The sequence below is a fragment of the Plantimonas leprariae genome, assembly GCF_008802405.1.
GTDB classification, from domain to species: Bacteria; Pseudomonadota; Alphaproteobacteria; order Rhizobiales; family Rhizobiaceae; genus Plantimonas; species Plantimonas leprariae.
Window position 1 is genome coordinate 45,045 of sequence record NZ_VZDO01000004.1, and the last position, 18,836, is coordinate 63,880.

The 18,836-nt window shown below is 67.3% G+C and carries 18 protein-coding genes; 10 read left to right on the forward strand and 8 right to left on the reverse strand.

The annotated features are described in order from the left end of the window. Positions 1-16: 16 nt before the first annotated feature. Together F6X38_RS06560 and gmk are read left to right on the forward strand one after the other, a co-directional pair. A complete protein-coding gene (locus F6X38_RS06560; protein ID WP_150968818.1) occupies positions 17-907 on the forward strand; it encodes a YicC/YloC family endoribonuclease in 891 nt (296 codons plus the stop codon). Then, on the forward strand, positions 904-1,581 hold the full coding sequence (gene gmk / locus F6X38_RS06565; protein ID WP_150968819.1) for a guanylate kinase: 678 nt from the start codon (positions 904-906) through the stop codon (positions 1,579-1,581). The genes F6X38_RS06560 and gmk overlap by 4 nt, the downstream gene beginning before the upstream one ends. Here gmk and rsmA read toward each other — a convergent pair. The 6 genes from rsmA to F6X38_RS06595 all read right to left on the reverse strand — a co-directional run bounded on the left by rsmA (position 1,578) and on the right by F6X38_RS06595 (position 9,282). After that, positions 1,578-2,408, reverse strand: a complete 831-nt coding sequence (gene rsmA / locus F6X38_RS06570) for a 16S rRNA (adenine(1518)-N(6)/adenine(1519)-N(6))-dimethyltransferase RsmA (RefSeq protein ID WP_150968820.1) — start codon at positions 2,406-2,408, stop codon at positions 1,578-1,580. The genes gmk and rsmA overlap by 4 nt on opposite strands. Further along, on the reverse strand, positions 2,405-3,454 hold the full coding sequence (gene pdxA, locus F6X38_RS06575; RefSeq protein WP_150968821.1) for a 4-hydroxythreonine-4-phosphate dehydrogenase PdxA: 1,050 nt from the start codon (positions 3,452-3,454) through the stop codon (positions 2,405-2,407). Before pdxA ends, rsmA begins: the two co-directional genes overlap by 4 nt. After that, positions 3,451-4,383 carry a SurA N-terminal domain-containing protein gene (locus tag F6X38_RS06580; protein ID WP_150968822.1) on the reverse strand — a complete coding sequence of 311 codons (933 nt, stop codon included), beginning with the start codon at positions 4,381-4,383 and terminating at the stop codon, positions 3,451-3,453. The genes pdxA and F6X38_RS06580 overlap by 4 nt, the downstream gene beginning before the upstream one ends. 101 nt (positions 4,384-4,484) lie before the next feature. Beyond that, positions 4,485-6,932, reverse strand: coding sequence for an LPS-assembly protein LptD (locus F6X38_RS06585; protein WP_246191224.1), 2,448 nt, complete (start codon positions 6,930-6,932; stop codon positions 4,485-4,487). A gap of 85 nt (positions 6,933-7,017) precedes the next feature. Next, complete coding sequence (lptG, locus tag F6X38_RS06590) at positions 7,018-8,091, reverse strand: LPS export ABC transporter permease LptG (RefSeq protein ID WP_150968824.1); 1,074 nt, start codon at positions 8,089-8,091, stop codon at positions 7,018-7,020. 3 nt (positions 8,092-8,094) lie between these two features. Further along, positions 8,095-9,282, reverse strand: a complete 1,188-nt coding sequence (locus tag F6X38_RS06595; RefSeq protein ID WP_150968825.1) for an LptF/LptG family permease — start codon at positions 9,280-9,282, stop codon at positions 8,095-8,097. Between the two features lie 261 nt (positions 9,283-9,543). On the opposite strand from F6X38_RS06595, the gene F6X38_RS06600 reads away from it, so the two are divergent. Further along, positions 9,544-11,040, forward strand: coding sequence for a leucyl aminopeptidase (locus tag F6X38_RS06600; protein WP_150968826.1), 1,497 nt, complete (start codon positions 9,544-9,546; stop codon positions 11,038-11,040). An 8-nt stretch (positions 11,041-11,048) separates the two neighbouring features. Further along, positions 11,049-11,501, forward strand: a complete 453-nt coding sequence (locus F6X38_RS06605; protein WP_150968827.1) for a DNA polymerase III subunit chi — start codon at positions 11,049-11,051, stop codon at positions 11,499-11,501. Positions 11,502-11,511: 10 nt separating this feature from the next. On the opposite strand, the gene F6X38_RS06610 is transcribed toward F6X38_RS06605, so the two are convergent. Both F6X38_RS06610 and F6X38_RS06615 read right to left on the reverse strand, forming a co-directional pair. After that, complete coding sequence (locus F6X38_RS06610; protein WP_150968828.1) at positions 11,512-12,390, reverse strand: alpha/beta fold hydrolase; 879 nt, start codon at positions 12,388-12,390, stop codon at positions 11,512-11,514. 86 nt (positions 12,391-12,476) lie between these two features. Further along, positions 12,477-14,354, reverse strand: coding sequence for an ABC-F family ATP-binding cassette domain-containing protein (locus tag F6X38_RS06615; protein WP_150968829.1), 1,878 nt, complete (start codon positions 14,352-14,354; stop codon positions 12,477-12,479). A 102-nt stretch (positions 14,355-14,456) separates the two neighbouring features. Between F6X38_RS06615 and F6X38_RS06620 the strand changes: the two genes are divergently transcribed. From F6X38_RS06620 to moaD, 6 genes are all read left to right on the forward strand, one after another. After that, positions 14,457-14,672, forward strand: a complete 216-nt coding sequence (locus F6X38_RS06620) for a type II toxin-antitoxin system VapB family antitoxin (RefSeq protein WP_150968830.1) — start codon at positions 14,457-14,459, stop codon at positions 14,670-14,672. Then, positions 14,669-15,064, forward strand: coding sequence for a type II toxin-antitoxin system VapC family toxin (vapC, locus tag F6X38_RS06625; RefSeq protein WP_150968831.1), 396 nt, complete (start codon positions 14,669-14,671; stop codon positions 15,062-15,064). The genes F6X38_RS06620 and vapC overlap by 4 nt, the downstream gene beginning before the upstream one ends. An 85-nt stretch (positions 15,065-15,149) precedes the next feature. Continuing rightward, complete coding sequence (ndk, locus tag F6X38_RS06630; protein WP_150968832.1) at positions 15,150-15,572, forward strand: nucleoside-diphosphate kinase; 423 nt, start codon at positions 15,150-15,152, stop codon at positions 15,570-15,572. Positions 15,573-15,812: 240 nt separating this feature from the next. Then, the gene (gene uvrC / locus F6X38_RS06635) at positions 15,813-17,870 is read left to right on the forward strand and encodes an excinuclease ABC subunit UvrC (protein WP_150968833.1); all 2,058 of its coding nucleotides are present in this window, start codon (positions 15,813-15,815) and stop codon (positions 17,868-17,870) included. 91 nt (positions 17,871-17,961) lie between these two features. Further along, positions 17,962-18,543 (forward strand): CDP-diacylglycerol--glycerol-3-phosphate 3-phosphatidyltransferase, encoded by a 582-nt coding sequence (gene pgsA / locus F6X38_RS06640; RefSeq protein ID WP_150968834.1) that lies wholly within the window; start codon positions 17,962-17,964, stop codon positions 18,541-18,543. 41 nt (positions 18,544-18,584) lie between these two features. After that, the gene (moaD, locus tag F6X38_RS06645; protein ID WP_150968835.1) at positions 18,585-18,836 is read left to right on the forward strand and encodes a molybdopterin converting factor subunit 1; all 252 of its coding nucleotides are present in this window, start codon (positions 18,585-18,587) and stop codon (positions 18,834-18,836) included.

Sequence of the window (18,836 nt, forward strand, 5' to 3'; positions counted from 1 at the left end):
GGACGAGGGGAAGGGCATGCCCGTCGCCAGCATGACGGGCTTCGCCCGCATCGAGGAACAGACGCCGAGCGGCTCATTCGCGTGGGAACTGCGCTCGGTGAACGGCAAGGGGCTGGAGCTGCGGCTGCGGCTGCCGCCGGGCTTCGAGGCGCTGGAGCCGGAAATCCGCCGCCTTGCGAGCGCGCGTCTCGCCCGCGGCAACGTGCAGGTGGCGCTGACGGTGGCGAAGCCTGACGAGCGGCTGCGCTTCACCATCAACGAGACGATGCTCGCCGAGGTCCTGGCGCTGAGCGGCAAGCTCGTCGCGAACGGCGATGCCGCGACGCCGACGGCGGACGGCCTCCTCGCGATCCGCGGCATCATCGAGCCGGCCGAAGCCGGCACGGTGGAGGAAGTGCGGTCGGAGGCGCGCAACGAGGCGGCTCTTGCCGCCTTTTCCCGCGCGCTCGACGCGCTGGCCACCGCGCGGCAGGAGGAGGGCGCGGCTATCGCCCGGGTGTTGCGCGAGCGTCTGGCGACGATCGCCGACCTCACGGCGCAAGCCGAGGCCGACCCGGCTCGCCGGCCGGCTGCGATCTTCGAGCGCCTCCGGGCGCAGGTCGCGCACCTCCTCGGCACGGACGCCGCACTGGACGAAGGGCGTCTCCACGCCGAAGCCGCGCTGCTCGCGACGCGGGCCGACGTCAGCGAAGAGCTCGACCGGCTGCGTGCGCATGTGGAAGCGGCCGCCAAGCTCATCGACGGTGGCGGGCCGGTCGGCCGCAGGCTCGATTTCCTTTCACAGGAATTCAACCGCGAGTCGAATACGCTCTGCTCGAAGAGCAACGCGACCTCGCTGACCGCCATCGGCCTTGAACTGAAGGTGATCGTGGATCAGTTTCGCGAGCAGGTGCAGAACATCGAATGACGGCGTCCAGCGAACCAGGCTCGCATCGCGGGATCGAGCGGCGCGGCATCATGCTGATCCTGTCCTCGCCGTCCGGCGCGGGCAAGTCGACCATCGCGCGCCGCCTGATGGAGGAGGACCCGCAGTTCTCGCTGTCGGTCAGCGTCACGACGCGCGGGCGGCGGCCGAGCGAGGTCGAGGGGCGGCACTATCATTTCATTGATGCGGTGGAGTTCTCCCGGCGTGTGCTTGCTGATGAACTGCTCGAATGGGCCGAAGTTCACGGCAATTCCTACGGCACGCCGCGCGCGCCAGTTGAAGAGGCCATGCGCGAAGGGCGCGACATGCTGTTCGACATCGATTGGCAGGGCGCCGAGCAGATGCAGGTTAGGGCAAAGGCCGATATCGTCTCCGTCTTCATCCTTCCGCCGACAATGGAAGAACTACGCAGCCGCCTCGTCCACCGCGCGGAGGACGCGAAGGACACGATCGAGACGCGCCTGCGCAATGCCCGGCGCGAGATCGAGCGCTGGGTGGACTATGATTATGTCGTCGTGAATCACGACCTGCCGCAGGCCTACTCCGAGGTGAAGGCGATCGTTGCCGCCGAGCGGCTGCGCCGCGCCCGGCGTCCCGGCCTCCAGCGGTTCGCCTCGGCGCTGATCGCGCAGACGCTCGACGGGATCGACGGCTAGAGCAGCGCCGCGAGGCGGCAGAATTCGGCGATGTCGAGCGTTTCCGCGCGACGCTGCGGGTCGATGCCGGCCTGCACGAGCAGCGCTTCGCCCCCGAGCCCCTTGATGCTCTGGCGCAACATCTTGCGCCGCTGACCGAAGGCGGCCGCGGTGACGCGCTCCAGCGCCGCTACCGGTACGTCGATCGGCGCGGGCAGCGGTTCGAGCCGCACCACGGATGAGGTGACCTTCGGCGGTGGTGTGAAAGCCTCGCGCGAGACGTCGAACAGGATCGCGGCACGCGTGCGCCAGCCGGCGAGAACGCCGAGCCGGCCATAGGCGTCGGAGCCCGGCGCGGCGACGATCCGCTCCGCCACCTCGCGCTGGAACATCAGCGTCAGGTCGCTCCAGGCGGGCGGCCAGCCGCGCGGCGTCAGCCAGTTCAGGAGAAGCTGCGTGCCGACATTGTAGGGGAGGTTGGCGACGATCTTCACCGGCCCGCGGTTCGCGAGACGCGCGATGTCGACCGTCAGCGCGTCGGCTTCGATGATCTCCAGACGGCCCGGATAGTGGCCGGCGATCTCGCCCAGCGCCGCGATGCAGCGTCGATCCTTCTCGATTGCGACGAGGCGCTGCGCACCGTTGGCCAGCAGCGCCCGGGTGAGGCCGCCGGGGCCCGGGCCGACCTCGACGATCGTGGCGTCGCCGAAAGGCAGCGCCTGCCGCGCGATGCGGCCGGTGAGGTTGAGATCGAGCAGGAAGTTCTGCCCGAAGGATTTCTTCGGATCGAGGCCGTGCGCCGCGATCACCTCGCGCAGCGGCGGCAGACCGTCGATGGCGAGGCTCAAGCGGCAGCGGCCGCGGCGACGCCGGCCTCGGTCGCCGACATCCGGCCGGCGAGCCGGATCGCGGCGATCATGCTGTCCGGCAGCGCTTCGCCGGTGCCGGCGAGCGTCGACGCGGTGCCGTGGTCTGGCGATGTGCGCACGATCGGCAGGCCGAGGGTGACGTTGACCGTCTCGTCGAAGGCGAGCGTCTTCGCCGGGATGAGCGCCTGATCGTGATACATGCAAAGTGCCACGTCGTAGGTGCGGCGGGCGCGGGGGTTGAACATCGTGTCGGCGGGCAGGGGACCGGCGGCGTCGATGCCCTCCAGCCGCAACGCCTCCACCGCCGGGCGCACCACCTCCTCGTCCTCCAGTCCCATCGCGCCGCGCTCGCCGGCATGCGGGTTGAGGCCGGCGAGGGCGAGGCGGGGCGCAGGGAGGCCTAAGCGCGTGCGCATCTCGCGGGAAACGATGCGCGCCGTTTCGACGATGAGCTCGGTCGTCAGGCGTTTCGGCACTTCGGCGAGCGGAATGTGGATCGTCACCGGCACGCAGGAGAGTTCCGGCCCGGTCAACAGCATCACCGGCGTGAACGCACCGCCCTCGATCGTCGCGCAGAGATCGGCGAGATACTCGGTGTGGCCCGGATGCCGGAAGCCGCCGTCGTAGAGCGCCTTCTTGTCGATCGGCGCGGTGACGATGCCGCCGCATTCGCCCGTGAGCGCGGCGCGCACGGCGCGGTCGATCGCCTCCACCGTGCCGAGCGCGTTGGCCGGATCGAGCCGGCCCGGCGCTTCCGCATGGCGATTGACCAGCGGCATCACCGGGAGCGCCGAGCGAAAGGTTCGCGCCGCTTCGTCGAACGCGGAAATCTCGGCGATCGCGATGTCCAGGCCGAGACGCGCGGCCCGCGCTCGCAGCATTTCCGGATCGGCGAAGATGGCGAAAGGCGGAAGCTCCAGCGCGCCCCGATCGCGGAAGGCGGCCAGCGCGACGTCCGGTCCGACGCCGGACGGCTCGCCGACGGTCAGCGCCAGCGGCAGCGGTGGCCGGACTGGCGGCGTCATCGACGGATGATCGCCGCCTTCTCCTTCAGCTTGGCGAGAAGCTTGGCATCCGGTCCGTCCTTGCTGCTCTTCTGCAGATCCTCTGACTGGAAAACCATAGCCGCCACTTTGTCGTCGGAGACGCTGCGCGAGGAACAAACGGCGATGAACTCGAGGCCCTTCTCGGTTTCCAATACGGGCGTGACCCCGCCTTTGCCCAGCCGCGAGATGGGGTCGGTCCACAGGGCCGGCAGTTCCGGCTGCGTGACCCGTCCAAGATCGCGGATCGTCACGTCGCGCAGGCCCTTGGCGATCGTGTAGTTGTTCTCGCAGCCGCTGAAGCGGTTGCGCATGCCGTTCGCCTCGGTCATCCGGGACGCCTTCAGCGCGGCGCGTTTGGCTGGCGGGATGACGAAGATGACCTGCTGCAGCTGGTATTCGGTCGTGCTCGGCTTGTTGCCGCCCTGCTGCAGCATGCGCTGCACGACGTCTTCTTCGGAAAGTTTGCCCGCGTTGTTGCGCATCGAGGCCTGCACCGCCTGGCCCCAGCCCATCTGCACGCGGATGTAGTCCTTGAAGCCGCGCTGCGAGAAGCCGGCATGGCCGAGCACCTGGCCGAGCTGGTCGGGCGTCAGCTTGTTGTCGGACGCGAACTTCAGATAGGCCTGATCGACGGCGGCGTCGGGCACGCGGATGTTCAGGCGCCGCGTTTCCTGCTTCTTCAGCGCCTCGTCGATCAGTTCGTCCGTCGCCGCCTGGCGCGGGTCGCCCTTGACGCGCCGCAGCTTCACGAACGCCATCCGCTCCTGGATGGCGAAGGTGGTGATCGGGTCCTTGTTGACGATGATGGCGATCTCGGACGCCGCGAGCGCCGGTTGCCCTGCTGCCAGAACGGAAGCGGCCACGGCCAGGCCGAGCGCTGCGACCTTCAACCGACGAGCTGCGATCATTCCCTTCGTTTCCCCCGTTGTGCCACGCGTTCCCAAGCCGCGTTTTGCCCGTATCTCGTTGTTTCGCTAGCGCGAACCTTTGGCGAAAGAATGGTCGCCGGTCAGTCGTCGTCCTTCAGCTTGTAGGTGTAGTTGGTATCCGCCACGGTGCGCAGCGACAGCTTGAACATGATCTGGTTCTGCGAGTCGTTGAGCCGGTAGCGATCGTCGGTCTGCGTGTACTGCGCCAGCAGGCTGAAGCACTCGTCGAGATACCCGAACCCGAGCGACTTGCTGATCAGCGCGTCGTTCTCAATGTCGTAGCCGAGCGAGCCGTAGGCGGTCCAGACGTCGGTCAGCTTGAGGCTGGCGCTGACGCCGGCCTGGCTGCGGTCTTCCGGGAAACCGTAGATCGGCTGGGCGGCGATCTGCGAATAGGTTACGCCGAGGCCCAGCCGCGTATTGGCGTAGGTGCCCGAGAAGTCCGTGCGGCGGACGTCGAGCGAGTCCTCGTCGAGGCGGGTGCCGACCCCGAAGCCGAGACCGATCGGCGTGCCGACCGCGATGGACGCGACGTAGTCGGAGCGATCGGTTTCCAGTCCGGAATCCGGCCCGACGAGCGCCAGATCGGCATTCTTGTAGGGGTTCTCGCCGGCGAGGTGGAAGGATTCGCCGAGCACGGCATTCATCGTGTAGCCGCTGTCGTAGGTGCCGGAATAGCGCAGGCCGACATTCGCGCGCGTGCCGCCTTCGAGCCGGTCGTAGCCGGAGAACTTGTCGGTCGCGAAGAGGTTCGTTGTGTTGAAGACGAGGCTTTGGGCATCCTCGTTCGGCAGGTTGCCGATGTCGGTCTCGTTCGGGCGCACTAGGATCTGCCCGATCGGTTCGAGGACATGCGTCGAGCCCTTCGCCTCGAACAGGATCGGATAGCGCGCTTCGAGCCCTGCCGTCGCCATGCCGCGGAAGCCGGAATCGTCGATGTCGGCGGAGCCGGGGAAGGGTTGGCCCTGATACGGATTCGTTCCCGAAACCGGCAGGTTGATGTTGGTCGGCACGAAGGGGTAGCCGCCGGTCGACATGTTCGCGTCGTAGAGGTCGCCGCGCAGGCTGCCGAACGGCGTGAGCTGCAGGCCCCCGTCGGTCGTGAAGGTGCGACGCCATTCGGCTTCCAGGGTGCCGCGCGTGTAGTTGCCCTCCAGCGCGCGGCGGCGGAAGTAGTCGGTGCGGTAGGGGAAGCCGGAGAGGACGCCGGCGTTGAGCGCCGCCGTCGAGCTGCAGGAACCGTTGTCGAAGAAGTCCGGATCGCACAGCAGGAACTCGGACGGCCGGACGTCGGCGTCGCCGCGGCGAAGATGGATCAGGTTCGCGTTGACCTGAACCTCGCCGCCGAGCGGACCTTCCTCAATGCGTTCGTAGTCCAGCGTCGGGAAGACGTCCGGCTGCACGTCCTGATCGTCGAGGCTGATGCCGAAATTGTCGTCGTCGTCCTCGTTGTTGTCGTTGGTCTGGATGTCGAAGCGCTGCGCCCGGAGATCGAAGAAGCTGCGGTCGCCGAGGCCCGTCAGGTAGATTTCGGACGTGTGGAACGTCTGGTCGAAGTTCTCGATGTCGTAGGTGTTCGAGAAGTTCTGGTCGCTCTGCGCGAGGATGTCCCAGCCGACCGTCCACCTGTCGTTGATCGCGAAGCGGCCGGTAGTGCCGATCATGCCGCGGTCGACGTTATCGTAGTCGGGCGTGCCGATACCGTAGGCGTGCGGGTCCTGCTGCGACAGGCCGGCCGCCTGCAAGGTGTAGTAGCCGTTGCCGAAAGCCTGCCGGAACTCGACCTCGCCGAGGAAGCCCTGCTTCGTGTAGTAGGTGCCGGCCACCGTCGCGTCGTAGCTGTCGGACAGCGCGAAGAAGTACGGCACGCGCACGCCGTAACCGCGCGCCTTCGACTGCTTGAACTGCGGGATCAAGAAGCCGCTCTTGCGCTTCACCGTCGGGTCGGGCTGCGAAAGGTAGGGCAGGTAGGCGAGCGGCATGCCGAAGAATTCGAGGCTCGCGCCGTAGTAGCGGATGACCTTCTTCTGCTGGTCCCAGACGATCTTGCGCGCCTTCACCTGCCAGAGGGGTGCGCGTTCGGGATGCTCGCGGCAGGCCTGGCAGGCGGTGTAGACGCCTTTCTCCAGCGTCAGCAGGTTGCCGTTCTCGCGCACGGCTCCTTGCGCGGCGAAGCGGGTGTTGTTCGGCGATTCGATCCGAAGCGCCCGGATGAAGCCATCCGCGAAATCGTCCGTGATGTCGGCGCTGTCGGCATAGATGACGTTGCCGTCCGGCTGCACGAGCTGCACGTCGCCCGCCGCGATGAGGCGGCGCGACTTCTGGTCGTAGACGACCTTGCGCGAGACGAGCTTGTAGCCGCCGTAGTCGAGTTGCACGCCGCCCGTCGCCGTCACGACGCCGGTGTTCGACTCGTAGACGACGGTGTCGGCTTCCATGAACAGTTTGGCGTCAGCCGGAACGTTGACGTTGACCGGCAGCGGCGCGGGAATCGTTCCCTGCGCGGCCGCCGCCCCGGCAACCGACATGAGCGCGCACAAGGCGACGCCCGCCGACAGAAAGGTTCTGCGACCCCACGCACGCACCAACCGCGAGTTCCCCCTCGCCAGCATACTAACCGTCCTCCTGGTGCAGCAGGATCGTGACCCCGAACAACCCTGCCGCGACAACCGGGAACCACGCCGCCATGACGGGCGAAACGATGGAATTGCTTCCCAGCGCCTGAGCCAGAAACGTCACCACGTAGAGCGTGAAGCCCGCCGCGACGCCGCTGAGGATCGTCCTAGCAGACTGTCCTGTCCGGGCAAACCGCACCGCGACCGTAGCCGCGAGCAGCGTCATCGCCACGAACAGGGCGGGCTTTGCGATCAAGGTGTTGAGATGCATCGAGAAAGCTTCGGCGTTGTAGCCGAGGCTGCGTGCCGCCTCGATCTTCGACCAGAGCTGCCAGATCGGAATCGCCTGTGGATCGGCGAGTCGCTGCTCGATGTATTCCGGCCGAAGCGAGGTCGGGAGCCGATACCGGTCGACATGCCGGGGCGCCTGGCCGATATCGGTGACGGTCGGCGCGTCGAGGATCCAGGCGTTGCTCTGCAGGGAAGCGGTCGGAGCGTCGATCCGCGTGACGGGACCGTTCGGCGACATGACGAAGGCGGTGACGCCGCCGAGCTTCAGCCCGCCGTCCGAAACGGATTTCGCACCGATATAGGATTCGACGCCCTCGCTGTTCTGGCGGAGCCACGGCGCGATATTGCGGTCGGAGGGCGCCTTGCCGGCGAGGCTCGTCTCGATCTGGTCCGACAGCGACTGCGTATAGGCCGCGATCGGATTGTAGAGGAGCGTCGCCGCGGTTCCGAGCAGAATGGAGCCGACGATGAACGGCGCGAGGATCTGCCAGGCGGAAACGCCGGCGGCGCGCGCCACCACGAGTTCCGAGCGCTTGTTCAGCGACACGAGCGTGAAGATCGACGCGAAGAGGATGATGAACGGGAAGGCCTGCTCGATGAAGGACGGCACCCGCAGCGCCGACATCAACGCGAGGACGGAGAAGCTGACGTCGTCGAACTTGCCGCGACGCGACAGCTCGATCACGTCGATCAGGTAGATCAGCGCGAAGATCGCGACGACGGCCGAAAGGAAGTTCGACACGTAGCGGCGCAGGAAATAGCGGTTCAGCGTGCGCGTCATGCCCTACGCCGCTCCGCGGGACGCGGTTCGCCCGCCGAAACGGCTGGCGAGGGACTGTCCGATCGACTGGAACGAGCCGCCGACCGCCAGGATCGGCCGGGATTCGGCCAAGTTCGTGTTCAGCCAGATGAAGGCCGCGTTCGATGCGATCGAGGCGAGGGGCACGACATAGGCGGCCGCCTGCCAGCGGATGTCCGTATCGATCAACGCGAGGACGACGAAGCCGAGCGCTTTCAGGGTGATCGCGCCGGCCAGCCCCAAGGCCATCGCCGGCCCGGACCCTTGGCGGTTGGTGCGCGGCTGCCCCGCGACCACCAGCGCCCACATCGCGAAGGCGAGCGGGTAGAGCCAGTCCGAGAAACGCTGCGCCAGCTCCTTCGCGTAGGCCGCCGGCTTGCTCTGGTAGAGCTTGTCGTTCGGGTCGGGCAGGAAGAGTTCGCTCGTGGAGCGCTCCGAGGTGCGGATCCAGTCGCCGTCGTCGCTCGGCTGCAGCGTCGCGAGATCGAAGGCGTAGGTCTGGAACTGAATCACGGAGGCCGCGCCGTTCGCCACCGCGCGGCGATGGAGCTGGCCGTCGAAGAGCAGCAGGTACTTCTGGCCGTCCCGCTCCGCGATCTGCGCTTCCTTGGCGAAGTAGTTCAGGTCGACGGCGGGATCGCGCTGGTCGGAGATGAAGAGGTCCGAGATCGTCGATCCGCGCACGTTGCCGACGCTGAGGACCAGCTTCTTCTGCACTTCCTCGAACCGGCCCGGCGTGAGGAAGAGCGTGATCGCGTCGGCGTTCACGGCGCGAAGGCCGTTGTAGAAGGCGCCCTGCGCGATGGGACCGACGACGTGCGAGATGACGAGCACGAGAAGGGCGCCGGCGAAGCCGAGCGCGAGGATCGGCTTCACGACGACGAAGTTGCGGGCGCCGGACGCCGCGATCACGGCCCGCTCGGAATCGGCGTTGAGGGAATTGAGGGCCTGCACCGCACCGATCACCACCGCGAACGGCACGACGCCGGCCGCGAGGTCCGGGATCAGCATCATCGCGATCCAGAACATGTTGCCGGCGGCGGAGGCGCTGGTGCGGACGATGTCGACACGCTGCAGCGCCTGGACTATCCAGACGATCAGAACGAGCGCGCCAAGCGCGGCCAACGAGAAGATCAACGTCCTTCGGAAGATGTAGCGTTCGAGAAGGCTCATGAACTCGCTGTCTTCTTCTCGAAACGGTCGTCGACCGCGCTCCACGTCGCCAAGCCTGTGTTGCGCGTACCCTGGACCCGTTTGGCTAAGAATGCCCGAAGGAACGCGGTTAACAGGTTATTAACGGCCGGCCGAACCCTTGCAAAGCCGCGCACGGCATCCACCATTGCGGTTGTGTCCTTTGCAACACGTTCGCGACATGCGACACGGCCCCGACGCCGCGCGTTGCCCGACACGCGATCATCGCTGCAAGGATCCGTAATGTCCGATAGCCCGACCATCCGTTTCGCTTCGCCGGAACTGCCCAAGGCGGGCGTTCTCGCGGTTCTCGCCGGCGAAGGCGGCGCAGTTGCGGCTTCCCTGCCGGAATCCGTCCGCGCGCAGATCAAGCGCGCCGCCGACGTGGCTAAGTTCAAGGGCAAGGCGCTCTCGACGCTGGACCTTTTCGCCCCGGCCGGCACCGAGATCGAACGGATCGTCGTCATCGGCACGAAGGCCGACAAGCCTGCCGCCGAAGAGGATTGGCTGAAGATCGGCGGAACGCTGGCCGCGAAGACCAAAGGCGCGCCGGCCGTGACGCTGTGGGCGGACGGCGCGACGGGCGATCTCGATGCGGAGGCCGCCGCGGCCGTCGCGGCCGGCGTCCTGCTGCGCGCCTACGAGTTCGATCGCTACAAGACCAAGAAGAAGCCCGAAGAGGACGCGGACGAGAAGACGGCCTCCGCCGTCACCATCGCGCTGAAGGACACCGCCGCCGCCGAGACCGCCTTCGGTCGCTTCCGGGAGATCGCGGCGGGCGTCGTCCTTGCTCGCGACCTCGTGAACGAGCCGGCCAACGTGCTGGGGCCGGTGGAGTTCGCCGAGCGCATCGAGGCGCTGTCGGCGGCGGGCGTCGAGGTCGAGGTGCTGGACGAGGCGAAGCTCGCCGAACTCGGCATGCGTGCGCTCCTCGGCGTCGCGCAGGGCTCGCCGCGCCCGCCGCGCCTGGTCGTTATGCGCTGGAACGGCGCGGACAGCGGGGCGCAGCCGGTCGCATTTGTCGGCAAGGGCGTCTGCTTCGATACCGGCGGCGTTTCCATCAAGCCGGCCGGCGGCATGGAGGACATGAAGGGCGATATGGGCGGCGCCGCCGCCGTGGTCGGCCTGATGCGGGCGCTCGCCGGCCGCAAGGCGAAGGTCAACGCGGTCGGCATCGTCGGCCTCGTAGAAAACGCCGTCGACGGCAATGCGCAGCGGCCGGGCGACATCGTCACCGCGCTTTCCGGCACCACGATCGAGGTGCTGAACACCGATGCGGAAGGGCGGCTCGTCCTCGCCGACGCGCTCTGGTACTGCCAGGAACGCTTCAAGCCGCGCTTCATGGTGAACCTCGCGACGCTGACCGGCGCGATCATCGTCGCACTCGGCAACCATCACGCCGGGCTGTTCTCCAACAACGACGAACTCGCCGCGAACCTCACCGCCGCCGGCCTCGACACCGGCGAGAAGGTCTGGCGCATGCCGCTCGGGCCCGAATACGACAAGCAGATCGAGGGCAAGTTCGCCGACATCAAGAACATCGGCAACGGCCGTGCCGCCGGCTCCATCACCGCGGCGCAGTTCCTGCAGCGCTTCGTCAGCGACGTGCCCTGGGCGCATCTCGACGTGGCCGGCACCGCGATGGGCTCGCCGGCGAACGAGTACAACCAGTCCTGGGCATCGGGCTTCGGCGTGCGGCTGCTCGACCGCCTCGTCGCGGCGCGCTACGAGGCGAACTGAGAGGGGCCTTGGCCGAGGTCCTCTTCTATCACTTGACCGAAAGCCGGCTCGAGGAGGCGTTGCCCGACCTTCTCGAGCGCAGCCTCAAGCGCGGCTGGCGCGTCGTGGTGCAGGCGATGACCGCCGAGCGGCGCGACGCGCTCGACCACCATCTCTGGGTGTTCCGCGACGACGCCTTCCTGCCCCACGGAACGGACGCGGAATCGAACGGGGCGCTGCAGCCGATCCTCCTCACCATCGACCCTTCGCAGCGGGCGAACGATGCGCATGTCCGCTTCATGGTGGAGGGCGCGGTGCCGGCCACGCTCGACGGTTACGAGCGCGGCGTCTACCTCTTCGACGGGCACGACACCGAACAGCTCGGCAGTGCCCGCTCCCGCTGGAAGGTCGAGAAGGACGCCGGCCACGCCGTCACCTACTGGCAGCAATCCGAGGATCGGCGCTGGGTGAAGAAGGCCTGAGCCTCGCGCGTCAGCCGTGCTCGGCCGGCGCGACTTCCGCTGCCGCCGGTTCGCCGCCGTCCGGGCTTTCCGTCGCCGTCTTCGGAGCCGGCATGGCGTCGGGCTTCGCGTCGATGAAGGCGAGCACCGCTTCGGCGTAGCCGGCCGGGTCCTCGAGCGGCGCGGAATGCCCGACATGCGGCAGGATCGTCATCCGCGCGCCGGGGATCGAGTTCGCCAGGAACACCGTGTGATCCATGCTGATCGCCTCGTCGTGGTCGCCGATGGCGATCATGGTCGGCACGGTGATCGAGGCGAGCTCGGCGCTCGTGAAGTTCGGCTCGTTCGCCCAGAGCGCTTTGATCTCCTCGGCGACGTCGTCGTAGTGCTGCAGGATCGGCACCGGCTTGCCGGCCTCCCGCGCCTTGTCGTAGGCGATCGCGCCGTCCGGTGTCGCGTTGGCGGCCTGGACGAACATCCGCGTCAGCCGCTCGGGATGGCGGATCGCGATGTCGAGGCCAATGATGCCGCCGTCGCTCCAGCCGACGAGCGCGACCTGGCGGAGCTTCAGCTTGTCCATCAGCGCCAGGTAGTCGTCGGCCATCACGTCGTAGGTGATGGTGGTGCTGTCCCGCGTCGAGCGGCCCTGGCCGCGGCTGTCGGCGACGATGACCTCGTGATGCTTCGACAAGGTCGCGATCTGCCGGCGCCAGACGTCGGCGTTCGACAACCCGCCGGGGATGAGAAGCAGCGGCGAGCCCTTGCCGTAAACCTGATAGAACAGCCCGATGCCGTTCACCTCGGCGAAGCCAGAGTCCTTCGGCCGCGGCACCTTCGAGGCGGCGTGCGAGGAGGAGATGGCGGTCGCGAGAAGCGCCACCGCGCCGACGGCCGAGAACAGGATACGCATGCCGCCGAACCTCCGCCGAGCAAACGGGAAGCTAGCCGACGCGACGGCCGGCGCAAGCTCCTTCCGCTACACGGTTTCGCGACACTTCAGGCGATGGTGGCGAGTTCGTCGTGCTCGGTCGTCAGTGCGAGCCAACGTTCCTCGTCAGTTTCGAGGTTCTTCGCCGCCTCGGCGCGGCGTCGCGCCGCATCGCCGGCCTTCTGTGGATGCTTCTCGAAGAAACCGGGAACCGCCATCTCCTTGTCGAGAACCGCGATCGACTCCTGCAGCTTGGCGATCCGCGATTCCAGCGTGCGAATCTCCTTCTGGATCGGCCCGAGGGCAGGGCGCTTGCGCACCGGCTCCGGCGCGGCCTCCACCTTCGCAGGCGGCTCCTTGTCCTTCTTCGACCCGCCGCGGCGGGCGGCGAGCACGAGCTGCTTGTATTCGTCGAGATCGCCGTCGAACTTCGAGACGGTGCCGTCCGCGACGATCCACAGCCGGTCGACCGTCGCCTCGACCATGTGCCGGTCGTGGCTGATCAGGATCACCGCGCCCGGATAGTCGTTCAGCGCCCGCACCAGCGCCTCGCGCGAATCGATGTCGAGGTGGTTGGTCGGCTCGTCGAGGATGAGAAGGTCAGGTTCGCCGAAGGTGGCGAGCCCCATCAGCAGCCGCGCCTTCTCGCCGCCGGAGAGGGCATCGGCTTTCGTGTCCATCTTCTGGGTCGCGAGGCCCATCCGCGCCACCTTGGCGCGGACCTTCGCTTCCGGCGCGTCCGGCATCAGGCGGCGGACATGCTCCACCGCGCTCTCGTCGGCGCGCAGATCGTCGATCTGGTGCTGCGCGAAGAAGGCGACCTTCAGTCCCGGCGCCTTGACGATGTCGCCGGATCGCGCGGCGAGCCGCGTCGCGAGCAGCTTGGCGAAGGTCGATTTGCCGTTGCCGTTCGCGCCGAGAAGGGCGATGCGGTCGTCCGTGTCGATCCGCACCGTCACGCGCTTCAGGACCGGCGCGGCATCGCCGTAGCCGACCGCGACGTCGTCCATCCGGACGATCGGGGAGGCGGGACGGCGCTCGCCCGCGTCGAAGGCGAACGGCGCGACATGCTCCTCGATCGTCGCGGCGATCGGGCGCATCTTCTCCAGCGCCTTCAGGCGGCTCTGCGCCTGCCGCGCCTTCGAAGCCTTGGCGCGAAAGCGCTCGACGAAGGCCTCCATGTGCTGGCGGGCGGCGTCCTGCTTCGCCTTCGCCTTCTGCTGCAGTTCCAGCTTCTCGGCGCGCTGGCGTTCGAACGAGTCGTAGTCGCCGCGATAGAAGACGAGCTTCTGCTGGTCTAGGTGGATGATCGAGTCGACCGCGTTGTTCAGGACGTCGCGGTCGTGGCTGATCACGATCACGGTGTGCGGGTAGCGCGAGACGAAGGTCTCCAGCCACAGCGTGCCTTCGAGGTCGAGATAGTTCGTCGGCTCGTCGAGCAGCAGCAGGTCCGGCTGCGCGAACAGCACCGCCGCCAGCGCAACGCGCATGCGCCAGCCGCCGGAGAAGGACGAGACCGGCCGCGCCTGCGCTTCGGCATCGAAGCCGAGGCCGCTGAGGATCGCGCCGGCCCGCGCTTCCGCGGAATAGGCGTCGATGTCGCCGAGGCGCGTGTAGATGTCCGCGATGCGGCCGGGATCGGTCGCGGTCTCCGCTTCCGCCAGGAGGGCGGTCCGCTCCTCGTCCGCCGCCAGCACGATTTCGAGAAGGGACTCGTTCGTGCCCGGCGCTTCCTGCAGCACCTGCCCCACCTTCAGGCCTTTCGGGATGCTGACCGAGCCTGTTTCCGACGCGAGGTCGCCGGTGATGACGCGGAACAGCGTCGACTTGCCCGCACCGTTGCGCCCGACGAGCCCGGCCTTGGTGCCGGCAGGCAGCATCAGGCTGGCATGGTCGATCAGGAGACGCCCCGCGACGCGGGCGGAAAGATCGTTGATCTGCAGCATGGCCGGGCTTTTCGCATGCGCGAGAGAAAGGGGGAAGGGCGTTGTAGAGAGCATCCTCTATGTGTATGGTTTAGCTTTTCATACACCTTCGGCGAGTCGGCCATGCGTACCAATATCGATATCGACGACGACCTGATGAAAGCGGCGATGGAGATAACCGGCCTCAAGACCAAGAAGGATACGGTTGAGGAGGCGCTGCGGATCTTGGTGCAGCGGCGGCGAGCCCACGAGGAGCTTATGAAGCTGCGCGGTAAGCTGCATTGGGAAGGCGATCTGTCGGATATGCGTCGAAACCCCCACCTGCCGGACGAGGAATGATCCTCGTCGACTCCTCCGCTTGGATCGACTTTCTCGCGAGCCGCGAAACCCCTTGGACAGATGCGGTGGCTGACGCCACTCGGGACGGCGAGGTCGTCGTCGGCGATCTTGTGCTGGCAGAGGTGCTGCAAGGCTTCCGGATCGAGCATGAACTGACGAATGCCCGGCGGGTCCTGCGGATGTTCCCGCAGCGGACCTTATGCGACCCTTCGATCGCGGAGGATGCGGCCGCGAATTTTCGTCTGCTTCGTCGCCGTGGACTCACCATTCGCGGTACGATCGACGTGATCATCGCCACGTGGTGTTTGCGAAACGACGCGTCGATCATCCACAACGACCGCGATCTCGCCGTCATGGAGCGCGAACTCGGCCTCGTTTCCTATACGGGCTGAGCATTCGAGGGGGTGCCTTGTCGCTTGCAAGGCTCGCCGGTATAGAGCGCCGCGACTCTCCCGACAGCAACCGGAAAACAAGCACATGGCGGTCGAACGCACCTTCTCGATGATCAAGCCCGACGCGACGCGTCGCAACCTCACCGGCGCGATCACGAAGATCCTCGAAGAGGCGGGCCTGCGCGTCGTCGCCTCGAAGCGCGTCTGGATGAGCCGCCGCGAGGCCGAGGGCTTCTACGCCGTCCACAAGGAGCGGCCGTTCTTCGGCGAGCTGGTCGAGTCGATGTCGGCCGGGCCGACGATCGTGCAGGTGCTGGAAGGCGAGAACGCCATCGCTCGCAACCGCGAAGTGATGGGTGCGACCAACCCGAAGGACGCGGCCGAAGGCACGATCCGCAAGACGCACGCCCTGTCGATCGGCGAGAACTCGGTGCACGGCTCCGACGCGCCGGAAACCGCGAAGGTCGAGATCGCCTACTGGTTCTCCGAGACCGAAATCGTCGGCTGACCCTTCCCGATCGATGCCGTTGCGCCGTCGCGGCTCGGTCGCGGCGGCGCTTGCGTTTCGAGATGACTCACCGCGCAGACTGGCGGTCGGCGGCTCCGGGCATTAGATCGGGATAGGAGCGCGTTCCTCCCGACATCCCGAACCATCCATCCGGCCGCCTTCGCGATGCGGTCCGGAACGATCGGGCACTTAGGTGGATTCGTCCGTTCGACCAATGACCGAGGCCGACCCCTAAGCCTGATGAGCAAGGACGACGACATCATCGGCGATTTCGACGCCGACGACTTCGACGACGAGGAAGCCGAAGCCGAAGAGGCCGACGCGGAAGTCGCTGCCGGCAACGCGGCGCTCCTCGCCGCGATCGAATGGGACGGCGCGGGCACCGTCGCCGAGGACGACAAGCGCGGCACGGACGTCATCTCCGAGGCGGTGAAGCGCCTGCCGAACGATCCCGGCGTCTACCGCATGTTCGGCAAGGGCGGCGAGGTCCTCTATGTCGGCAAGGCGCGCTCGCTGAAGAAGCGCGTCGCGAGCTACACGCGCCTCAACGGCCACACCAACCGCATCATGCGCATGATCCGCGAAACGCGCGCGATGGAGTTCGTGACGACGCGCACCGAGACGGAAGCGCTGCTGCTCGAAGCCAACCTGATCAAGCGCCTGCGGCCGCGTTTCAACGTGTTGATGCGGGACGACAAGTCGTTCCCCTACATCCTGATCGGCGACGCGCACGAAGCGCCGGCGATCGTGAAGCATCGCGGCGCGCGCAACCGGAAGGGCAGCTATTTCGGCCCCTTCGCCTCGGCCGGCGCGGTGACGCGCACGATCAACTCGCTGCAGCGCGCGTTCCTGCTGCGCACCTGCACCGACGCGGTCTACGAAACGCGCTCGCGCCCGTGTCTGCTTTACCAGATCAAGCGCTGCTCCGGTCCCTGTACGCGCGAGGTCTCGCTCGACGACTATCGCGGGCTGGTGAACGAGGCGGAAGGCTTCCTGTCCGGGCGCTCCAGCCAGATCAAGCGCGGCCTGTCGGAGGGGATGCAGCAGGCGTCGGAGGAGCTGGATTTCGAGCGCGCGGCGGTCTTGCGCGACCGGCTGTCGGCGCTGGCGCACATCCAGAGCCATCAGGGCATCAACCCGCACGGCGTCGAGGAGGCGGACGTCTTCGCCATCCATGCCGAGGGCGGGCAGACCTGCATCCAGGTCTTCTTCTTCCGCACCGGCCAGAACTGGGGCAACCGCGCCTACTTCCCGCGCGCCGACATCTCGCTGGAGCCGTCGGAAGTGCTGGGGGCCTTCGTCGCGCAGTTCTACGACGACAAGCCGGTGCCGCAACTGATCCTCGTTTCCGTCGAGGTCGAGGACCGGGAGCTTCTCGCCGAGGCGCTGTCGGTGAAGGCGGCGCGCCGGGTGCAGATCGCGGCGCCCGCCCGCGGCGAGAAGCGCGACCTCGTCAGCCACGCGCTGTCGAACGCGAAGGAGGCGCTCGGCCGCAAGCTCGCCGAGACCTCGTCGCAGGCGAAGCTCCTGGAAGGCGTCGCGAAGACCTTCGAGTTGCCGGCTGCGCCGCGCCGCATCGAGATCTACGACAACTCGCACATTTCCGGCACCAACGCGGTCGGCGCGATGGTGGTCGCCGGGCCGCAGGGCTTCGCCAAGAACCAGTACCGCAAGTTCAACATCAAGGGCGCCGACATCACGCCCGGCGACGATTTCGGCATGATGCGCGAGGTGATGACGCGCCGGTTCTCGCGTCTCGTGAAGGAGCACGGCGAAGGGCCGGTCGAGGCCACGCCGCCGACGCCGGAGGAGGAGGGCGACGCCTTCCATGCCGAGATGCCGGCATGGCCGGACCTCGTGTTCATCGACGGCGGCAAGGGGCAGATGTCGGCGGTGCGCACCATCCTCGACGAGCTCGGCATCGCCGATAAGGTGACGACGATCGGCATCGCCAAGGGCGTCGACCGGGACGCCGGGCGCGAGCGCTTCGTGGTGCCGGGCCGCGAGCCGTTCACCCTGCCGCCGCGCGATCCCGTCCTCTATTTCGTGCAGCGCCTGCGCGACGAGGCGCACCGCTTCGCCATCGGCTCGCACCGCGCGCGGCGGAAGAAGGAGCTGACGCGCAGCCCGCTCGACGAGATCGCCGGCATCGGCCCGTCGCGCAAGAAGGCGCTGCTGCACCACTTCGGCACGGCGAAGGCGGTGTCGCGCGCCGGCGTCGGCGACCTGCAGAAGGTGGAGGGCATCTCGGCGGCGACGGCACAGCTCGTCTACGATCACTTCCACGAGCGCGGCTGAATGCGTATCGCTGTTTTTCGTCCGCCTTGTTGATTTTCGCCACGACGGAGTTGCAAGAAGGCGGCGGCGAGAGTCCGGTTTCGAGCGTCTGATGGCATCCCGCAAGTTCAATCTGCCGAACCTTCTCACCTATGCCCGCATCCTCGCCGTGCCGCTGGTGGTGGTGTGCTTCTTCTGGGGCGGCCGTTTCGATGCCAACGACGACGCGCGCTGGTGGGCGCTGGCGATCTTCGTGCTGGCGAGCGTGACGGATTTCTTCGACGGCTATCTGGCGCGCGCCTGGCAGCAGACCTCGACCATCGGGCGGATGCTCGACCCCATCGCCGACAAGCTGCTGGTCGCCGCCTGTCTCCTCCTGCTCGCGGCCGGCGAGACGATCAGGGGGTGGGCGCTCTGGGCGGCGATCGTCATCCTCTGCCGCGAGATCCTGGTTTCTGGCCTGCGCGAATATCTCGCCGAGCTGAAGGTCAGCGTGCCGGTGACGAAGCTCGCGAAGTACAAGACGACGATGCAGATGGTGGCGGTCGCCTTCCTGCTCGCCGGCCCGGCCGGCGACAAGCTGGTGCCCTACATGACCGAGTTCGGGACGCTGCTGCTCTGGCTCTCGGCGATCGTCACGCTCTATACGGGCTACGATTATTTCCGCGCCGGCCTGCGCCATATCGCCGACTGAGACGTTTACGGAAATCGCAGTTCGGCGCGGGAGAAGCCTCGATGAAGCTTGTCTATTTCGCCTGGGTGCGCGAGCGCATCGGGCTGGCCGAGGAAGTCGTGCAGCTTCCCGCCGGCATCGTCAGCGTTTCCGACCTGCTCCACTGGCTGAAGGCGCGAGGCGTCGGCTACGAGGCGGCGCTGCTCGCCCCGGAAACCATCCGGGTCGCCATCGACCAGGAGCACGTCGACCACTCGTCGCCGATCGCCGGCGCGACCGAGATCGCGATCTTCCCGCCGATGACGGGCGGCTGA